General features: G+C 72.9%; 6 protein-coding genes. 3 read left to right on the forward strand and 3 right to left on the reverse strand.

Annotated features, from left to right (window positions below; all coding sequences use genetic code 11):
* Together IH09_RS35655 and IH09_RS35660 are read right to left on the reverse strand one after the other, a co-directional pair.
* The coding region (locus tag IH09_RS35655) for a sigma-70 family RNA polymerase sigma factor (RefSeq protein WP_190233511.1) at window positions 1-1,302 on the reverse strand (1,302 nt) is incomplete at its 3' end.
* 234 nt (window positions 1,303-1,536) lie between these two features.
* Window positions 1,537-2,403 (reverse strand): TetR/AcrR family transcriptional regulator, encoded by an 867-nt coding sequence (locus tag IH09_RS35660; RefSeq protein ID WP_052861906.1) that lies wholly within the window; start codon window positions 2,401-2,403, stop codon window positions 1,537-1,539.
* Window positions 2,404-2,840: 437 nt separating this feature from the next.
* Between IH09_RS35660 and IH09_RS35665 the strand changes: the two genes are divergently transcribed.
* Together IH09_RS35665 and IH09_RS35670 are read left to right on the forward strand one after the other, a co-directional pair.
* The gene (locus IH09_RS35665) at window positions 2,841-4,214 is read left to right on the forward strand and encodes an NAD(P)/FAD-dependent oxidoreductase (RefSeq protein ID WP_052861907.1); all 1,374 of its coding nucleotides are present in this window, start codon (window positions 2,841-2,843) and stop codon (window positions 4,212-4,214) included.
* Window positions 4,215-4,552: 338 nt separating this feature from the next.
* A complete protein-coding gene (locus IH09_RS35670) occupies window positions 4,553-6,337 on the forward strand; it encodes a SpoIIE family protein phosphatase (protein WP_052861908.1) in 1,785 nt (594 codons plus the stop codon).
* Between the two features lie 159 nt (window positions 6,338-6,496).
* On the opposite strand, the gene IH09_RS35675 is transcribed toward IH09_RS35670, so the two are convergent.
* Entirely contained in the window at window positions 6,497-7,798 is a 1,302-nt protein-coding gene (locus tag IH09_RS35675) for an MFS transporter (protein WP_052861909.1), read from the reverse strand.
* Window positions 7,799-7,968: 170 nt separating this feature from the next.
* Between IH09_RS35675 and IH09_RS35680 the strand changes: the two genes are divergently transcribed.
* A complete protein-coding gene (locus IH09_RS35680) occupies window positions 7,969-8,529 on the forward strand; it encodes a MarR family winged helix-turn-helix transcriptional regulator (RefSeq protein ID WP_052861910.1) in 561 nt (186 codons plus the stop codon).
* The last annotated feature ends 172 nt before the right edge of the window (window positions 8,530-8,701 follow it).

Here is an 8,701-nt window from a genome sequence, read left to right on the forward strand (position 1 = left end):
CCGACATGAGGGCGGGGGCTCGGGGGAGGGCAGTTGCGGTGCGGTCGCGGCGGGCCGGTACGGCTCGGCCCGCGGCGGCGGGGCCGGCCGCGGGGCGCCGGCCAGTGCCAGCGCGAGCGCGGCGCCCGCCACCACCACGACCCCGGCCCCGATACCGACCTTGACCGGAGTCCCCAGGCCCTCGCCCAGGGCGCCGCCGGCGCTCCCCGCCGCGCCGGAGCCGCCGCCCGAAGCGGCCGCCGCCGCACCGGTCCCCGCCGCCGCGCCCACGACACCCGCCGCCGCGACCGCGGCCTTGAGCGCGTACCCGGTGGCGAACCAGCCGATGACCGCGACCGGCAGCACCGCGCCGATCCGCTGATTGACGTCCGCGACCTCCAGCGCCGCCGTACGGCACCGCGCGCAGGCGTCGAGGTGCTTGCGCAGCCCCCGCTCGGCCCGCATCCGCAGCCCGCCGCGGGCGTACGCGCCGAGCCGGTCGGCGTACCGGGCGCAGTCGCCGCCCGCGGTCAGCGACCGGCTCACATGCGCCTGGAGGTACGCCTGCTTGAGGCCCTCGCGGGCGCGGTGCGCGAGGACGGCGGTGGCGTTGGCGGTCAGCCCGAGCAGCGGGGCGACCTCGCTCGGCGACTCGTCCTCGATCGTGGTGTGCCACAGCACCGTCTGATAGCGCTCCGGCAGGCTGCGGAACGCCCGTACCGCCATCGACTGCTCGGCCTCCTGCATGGCGCGGACGTCCGCGCCCAGGTCGAGGTTGTCGTCGTCCAGCGAGGAGCCGGCCGCGGAGACCGCGAACACCGCGAAATCCTCGACCAGTTGCTCCCGCTTCGCGGTCTTCGCCCAGGCCGCGGCGACCCGCCGGACGGTCGTCAGCAGATAGGCGCGGACCGCGGAATCCGGCCCCGCGCCGCCGCGCACCGCCTGGAGCGTACGGGCGAAGACCTCGCCGGTCAGATCCTCCGCGGTGTGCGCGTCCCGGCAGCAGCCGCGTGCGTAGCGCCGCACGGCCTCGGCGTGCCGGCGGTACATCTCCTCGTACGCGCTGTCATCCCCGGCCCGCATGGCGTCGATCAAGTCTCCGTCGGAGAGCGGGAGTTCGGAGTGTGCGTCGATGCGCTCGCGCTGCGCCGGGACGCTGGGTCCGGCGGCATCGGCGGTATCGGCGCGGTCGTGCCGTTCCACGGGGCCGACTGCCGCAGGGGTCGCCCCCAACGGGCCGGTCTGTCCGGGAATCTGCCGGGGCGGCGCGCCCTCGTTACCGGCTGCGCCGCCGCGCCGCTCGTCCTGCCCGTCAACACCCATCGCCGAGCCCCCCGAACACGCCGTCACACCGGAACACCGCGCAAGAGTGCCATACCGCTGGCCCACGCTTGCGGGTCCGGCCGGGCAACCACCCGTCCGGGGCGACTTCTGTGCGGCGGCAACCCGCCCGGCGGCACCGCCGTCCGCCGTGGCGGAGCGCGCCGCGACGGAGCGTGGCGGCCGTACCGTCGGGCACGGCGTGCGGGGCCGCCCGACGGATCCGGCCGCCGGAACTCAGCCGGCCGGGCGCGAGCGCAGCCCCTCCAGCAGGATCTCCAACAGGCGGGCGGACGCGGCCTGTTGATGGCCCGGATCGGGCAGCGTCGGCGCGCCCGTGGCGATCACCAGCAGGACATCGGCGACCGTCACATCGGCCCGCAGCTCACCGGCCGACCTGGCGCGCTCCACGAGCCGCCCGACGACATCCAGCAGCGCCTGCGCGCCCTTGGTCTCCTCGGCGCTTTCGGATAAGACCTCCGGATCGCCCGCCGCAGCCGTCCCGGTCGCCACCCCGGCCGTCCCGGTCGCCACCCGCGGATCGGTCTGGCCGTCCGGGCCCGGCGCCATCCGCTGCTGCGGCACCCGCGCCTCGGCCAGGCCGTCCGGCACCCGCTCGGGGTGCTCGCTCACCCGCAGGATGCCCGGCGGCAGCAGCCGCCCCGCGCCCGAGGCGACCGACGTCCGCAGGAAGCGGGACAGCGCCGACCACGGGTCCTCCTCCTGGCCGAGCGCCGTACGGGCCTGGTCCGTCAGCCGCGAGGTCTCCTCCTCGGCTATCCGCCGGACCAGGACGTCCTTGCTCGGGAAGCGGCGGTAGACCGTCCCGACGCCGACCCGGGCCCGCCGCGCCACGTCCTCCATGGGCGCGCCGTACCCCAGCTCGCCGAACACCTCGCGGGCGGCGCGCAGCACATGTTCCAGATTGCGCTGGGCGTCCACCCGCAGCGGCGCGTTCCGGCTGCCGGCGCCCGCGCCGTGCCCGGCGGCACCGAGGCCGCCGTTGTCGGCGCTGCCCCCGTTACCGCCGTTTCCGTTGCCGCCACTGTCGGAAGGGTGTGCGGTGGCGATGGCTGTCGGCCACTGAGAGCCCTGAATGTGCATATGTGATCCCCCGGTAATGACGTCTCCCCCCGGAGACTCCCCGCCCTGACGGTCGGGGCGTACCGACGAGAGGGTCCACCCCAACGAGATACGAACATAGTTGAGCCCGGGTCAAGAATGAAGGGGGCGTTCCGTACAGTTGCGCCCCCCGATCGGCCCAACGGGCCCGGTCCGACCCGATTACGCCCCCACGCGCCCCGCGACACCACCGTCTGACCTGCGCGACTCGTGCCCCGCACGCGGAACGCGCCACTCCGTCTCGGTGGCCGGTCCCGGTCATACATTTCGACGGGCCTGTGGACAAAGCCGTTGCGGGAGTGCGTCATGGAACAGTGCTGTGCTCTCCCGGGAGCGCGGCGCCCGGTGCCGGCCGTACCGCCGGCCGGCCGCCGGATGGGTGCTGCCCGGGAACGGTCGACATCGCGAGGAGAACCTCTGTGAAGGAACCGGCGCGCATTCTCGTGGTCGGCGGTGGCTACGTCGGGATGTACACCGCCCTGCGGTTACAGCGGAAGCTGAAGCAGGAGCTGCGGCAGGGGTCGGTCGAGGTCGTCGTGGTCGATCCCGAGCCGTACATGACGTATCAGCCGTTCCTGCCCGAGGCCGCGGCCGGTTCCATCTCCCCGCGCCATGTCGTGGTGCCGCTGCGCCGGGTGCTGCCGCAGTGCCAGGTGATCGTCGGCGAGGTCACGGCCGTCGACCCCGCCGCCCGCACGGCCGCCATCACGACGCCGGCCGCCGAGGAGAGCGACGCGGGCCACCTGGAGGTGGCGTACGACGAACTGGTCCTCGCGCCGGGCTCGGTCTCCCGCACCCTGCCGGTCCCCGGCCTCGCCGACACCGGTATCGGCTTCAAGACCGTCGAGGAGGCCATCGGGCTGCGCAACCACGTCCTCGAACAGCTTGACATCGCGTCCTCCACCCGCGACCCCGCGGTCCGTGACGCGGCGCTCACCTTCGTCTTCGTCGGTGGCGGCTACGCGGGCGTGGAGGCGCTGGCCGAGCTGGAGGACATGGCCCGCTACTCCATCCGCTACTACCACAACATCAAGCCCGAGGACATGAAGTGGATCCTGGTCGAGGCGACCGACCGGATCCTGCCCGAGGTGGGTGAGGCCCTGGGCAGATACGCCGTCCGCGAGCTGCGCGCACGCAATATCGACGTACGGCTGCGGACCCGGTTGGACTCCTGCGAGAACCGCGTCGCGCAGCTCAGCGACGGCGCCCGTTTCCCCAACCGCACCCTGGTGTGGACCGCGGGCGTCAAACCGCACCCCCTCCTGGCCGCGACCGGACTGCCGCTGACCGACCACGGCCGTCTGCGGTGCACCGCCGCGCTCCAGGTGCACGGCGTCGAGCACGCCTGGTCCGCCGGTGACGCGGCGGCGGTCCCCGACCTGACGGCCGAACCGCCGGCCGATCCCGACGATCTCCGTAAGGAGTGCGCGCCCAATGCCCAGCACGCCGTCCGCCAGGCGAAGGTGCTCGCCGAGAACGTCGCCGCGGCGGTGCGCGGCGGGCCCCTCGTGGACTACGTGCACAAGAACGCCGGATCGGTGGCGTCGCTCGGCCTGCACAAGGGCGTCGCGCATGTCTACGGACGCAAGCTGAGGGGCTATCCGGCGTGGTTCCTGCACCGCGCCTATCACCTCAGCCGGATGCCCACCTTCAACCGCAAGGCGCGGGTGCTCGCCGAGTGGATTCTCGCGGGTCTGTTCAAACGCGAGATCGTCTCGCTCGGCTCGCTGGAGAACCCGCGGGCCGAGTTCGCACTCGCCGCGGACACCGGACGGCACAACGAGGCCAGCTGACGCGCCGTTCCCGCACATATGTGCGGACGGCGACGGCCCCGGGGCCGTCCGGGCGGACCGGAGCGCGGAACTCCACACCGGCGCCCGGCGTCTGACGGATGTCAGTACGGTCGGTCACACTGGTCGTGTGACCATGGGTGGGCTCGTATCTGCAAAGAGTGACAATCACGAGGATTCCGGACGTTTGCTGCATTCCGCCAGAAGGTGCCGAGAGTGCCCTCAGCCGACCCTCACCCCGTCTGCCGCCGGGCGGAGATCCTCCCGGCGGAGCCAGGGGGAGCAGCCCCCTGCGGACGGCCCGATCCCGCGCGACGAAGCGAAGTAAGAGGTACACCTCCGTGATCTTCACGCGCTGGAGCGCCAAACTCCCCGGTACCCAGCGGCGGGCCGCCGCCCGGTCAGGCCGCGCCGCACCCCGCGCGGCGGGCGCCGCACCCCCGGCGGACGCGCCGGCCGCCCCCAGTGCCGGCTCGGTCCCCGCGGCCCGCGCCGAAGGCGCCGCCGACCGCGCTGCCGACGGCACCAACCCCGCCACCGCCGACGAGCCCGTCCCCGCGACCGCGCCGCCCACCGTCGACGCGCTCTCCGTCCACGACATCCTCGGCACCCTCCCCGCCCTGGTCGCCGTCGTCTACGGCCCCGAACACCGCATCGCGTACGTCAACGGCGCCTACGCCACCGTCTTCGGCCCCCGCCCGGCCGGCCGCACCGCGCGCGAAGCCCTGCCCGAACTCGACGAACTGGGCCTGCTCCCGCTGCTGGACCAGGTGCTGCGTGGCGGCACGCCCCGTACGGTCAAATCCCGGCGGGTACCCGGCGGCGCCGGCCCGGACGGCTCCCGCGACGGCTACTACACCTTCACCTGCACCCCCATCGAGGTCACCGACAGCGGCCCGGCCCCCGGCCCCGAGGCCGCCTGCGGCGCCCCGCACCACGGCGTACTCATCTTCGGCGCGGACGTCACCGACCAGATCGAGTCGGCCGAACGGCTGCGCGTCAGCGAGGCCCGCCAGCGCGCGGCCGCCGTCACCCTGCAGCGCTCGCTGCTGCCCCAGGAACTGGAACAGCCGGACGACCTGCGGGTGGCCGCCACCTACCAGCCGGGCGGTACGGACGCCGCGGTCGGCGGCGACTGGTACGACGTCATCACCCTCGGCGCCGGCCGCACCGCCTTGGTCATCGGCGATGTCATGGGGCGCGGGGTGCGCGCCGCCGCCGTCATGGGCCAGCTGCGCACCGCCGTCCGCGCGTACGCCCGCCTCGACCTGCCGCCGCACGAAGTCCTCCAGCTCCTGGACGGCCTCGCCGCCGAGATCGACGCCAGCCAGATCGCCACCTGCGTCTACGCCGTCCACGACCCGAACGAAGGCCGCCTGGTCTACGCCTCGGCCGGCCATCTCCCCATCCTCGTCCGCGACCCGGACGGCGCCGTCCGCCGCGCCGCCGAACCGACCGGACCACCCCTGGGCACCGGCGGCTGGCTGCACACCTCCGGATCGGTCCCGTTCGGCCCCGGATGCAGCGCCGTCCTCTATACGGACGGCCTGGTGGAGCGCCGCGACAAGGACATCGACGACGGCGTCGAGGCACTGGAGCGCGCGCTCTCCGGCGCCACCGGAGCCCCGGACATCGTCTGCGACCGCCTGCTGCGCTCCCTGGGCATCACGGCCGCCCACGACGACGATGTCGCCATCCTGACCCTCCAGCACCCCGAGCGGACCGGCCATGACGCCGAGCTGTTCCACAACGCCGCCCTCGAACTGCACGGCGGTACGGAGGCGGCCCCGCGCGCCCGCGCCTTCGCCTCCGGGGTCCTCACCTCCTGGCGCTTCGCACCCGAGCTGCACGACCTCGGTGTCCTCGCCGTCAGCGAACTCGTCGCCAACTCCCTGCAACACGGCACCCCGCCCATGCGGCTGCGCCTGCGCCGTACGGACCGCCGCCTGATCATCGAGGTCACCGACGGCGACGACCACCTCCCGCGCCGCCGCCGCGCCGAGCCCGCCGACGAGGCCGGCCGCGGCATCTCCATCGTCGCGACCATCGCCTCTTCCTGGGGCTCCCGCCGCACCCCGGGCGGCGGCAAGGCCGTCTGGTGCGAATTCGCCCTGCCTCGCGGCTAGCGACCGACGGCGGGGCGGCGCGGTCAACGCACCGGTCCCGCGGTCGAAGGACCGCGGGACCGGATATCAGCACCAGCCGTCAGACAGCCGTCGGTACGGACCATCCGTACGAGGCAGGGGTGGCGCGACACCACCGACGGCTCGGAACTCGGCGACGGCTCAGACCGTGGCCACCGCCGGTTCGACGGCTTCCGCCTCGGTCCGCGCGGCGGGCACGGGCGGCGCCGACCGGTGCGGATTGTCCTGGGCCGGGCTGAGCAGCCGTCCCAGCCGCAACGACAGCACCGTGATCCCCAGCGCACACAGCACGACCATCCCTATGTACGTGGCGTACATCCCGTGCCCCACCATCAGCGCGCCCACCGCCGGACCTATCGCCAGCGCCAACTGCTTGACCAGGGCGAACGCCGAGTTGTACTGCCCGATCAGGGACGCCGGCGCCAGATCGGCCACCAACGGCGCCACGGTCGGCGACAGCATCGACTCACCTATCCCGAACAGCGCGTACGTCGAGATCAGCAGCGTCGTCGCCACCACCTGCGAGCCGTGCACCAGCCCGGACGCCCCGGCCGCGAGCCACGCCACGGTCCAGATCACGCCGACCAGCGCCATGACCCGGCTGCGCCGCCGCCGCTCGACCAGCTTGAGCACCACGAACTGCGCCGCCACGATCGCCGCCGTATTGGCCGCCAGCGCGACGCCCAGCGTGGCGGGTGCGATCCGGGTGACCTCGGTGGCGTACGCCGCCAGACCGGACTCGAACTGCCCGTAGCAGGCGAAGAACAGCACGAACCCCAGCACGCACAGCCACACCATCCGCCGGTCGGCGAAGAGGGTCCGCCAGGCGCCCTTGGCCCGCTCGCCGGTCGGCACGGTGTCCTCGACCTTCGGCGCCCGCGGCAGCCGTACGGTCGCGATCGCCGCACCGAGCACCAGGAACATCACGGCCTCGATGGCGAACAGCCGCACAAAGCTCGACGCGTGCGCCTCGTCGACCAGCAGCCCGCCGACCAGGCCGCCGACGCCCAGACCCAGGTTGTTCAGAAAGAACTGGGTGGCGAACGCCCGGGACCGGGTCACCGTGGTCGAACACCACACGATCATCGTCGCGAGGGCCGGCTGGATCACCGCGATACCCGCACCGAGCGCGACGGCGGACGCGATGACCAGCGGCTCCGTGGCGGACAGCCCGAGCCCCATCGCACCGACGGCGGCCGAGACCGTACCGATGACGGCCACCGGCAGCGGACCGCGCCGGTCGATGGCCCGCCCGGTCAGCGGCAGGACGATCAGCGCGGACACCGCCAGCATCGCCAGCGCCACACCGGCCGTACTCGCGCCGAGATCCCGCACCTTCGCCACATAGACGTAGAGATACGGAACGGTGAAGCCGTTGCCGAACGCGCTCAGCGCGTTCCCCAGCTGGATCCGGCGCAGCGCAGCGCCCATCGCGGTGGTCACACTCACCTACCTAGGTCATGTCGTAAGGACGGAAGAAACCCACGAGCTGCGGCGGCCGTCGGCAGGAACCGGACTGTCTCACCCTGAAGACTTCAACACTAAAGTTCGAAGCTAAAGGCTACACGCCGAAGGACTTCAACGCCAATGCGTTCCATGCCATACTGCGCCGCATGCCTGAGCCCTCAGATGCGGCCCCCGCCCCGGCCGAGCCGAGCCTCGAGGAACAGATCGCGGCCTACCAGCGAGAGTTCCAAGACCTCGACCCCCAGGTGGAACAGATCGTCTCCGCACTTCAGCGCCTCAACCGGCGGATGAACGTCGCGTACGGACGGCAGACGGCCACCCTCGGGATGAGCAACGCCGAATGGGAGGTCCTCAAGGCCCTCGTCGTCTCGGGCGCCCCCTATCAGCTGGGCCCCGGCGAACTCGCCAAACGCCTCGGCCTCACGCCGGCCGCCATGACCCACCGCATCGACCGCATGGCGAGCGAGGGCCTGGTCACCCGTGAGCGCGACGAGACCAACCGGGTCCGCGTCATCGTCGAGCTGACCCACGAGGGCCGCGAGAAGTGGCTGGAGGCCATGCGCATGGCGACGGTCTTCGAGGAAGAGCTCCTCCAGGACCTCTCCGGCCGGGAGCGCCAGCTCCTAGGCGAGGCACTGACCCACCTGCTGCGCCGCGTCGAGGACACCCAGCCGGACGCAGAGGGACGCCTCAACGACCTCAACTGACCCAAGTTGACACGGGTCCACCCGGTCCGTAGTGTTCTCCGAGTTGCCACGGAGCCGGAACGGTTCTGCGGCGGCCATCCCGCCGCTTCAGCGGCACACCACTACTGCACGGTCCCTCACCGGGAACAATTTCGGCATGCCGGAATTCGGACCGGGACTCGATTATGAGTCA

Origin of the sequence: Streptomyces celluloflavus (assembly GCA_000720995.1) — a bacterium.
Classification (GTDB): Bacteria; Actinomycetota; Actinomycetes; order Streptomycetales; family Streptomycetaceae; genus Streptomyces; species Streptomyces celluloflavus.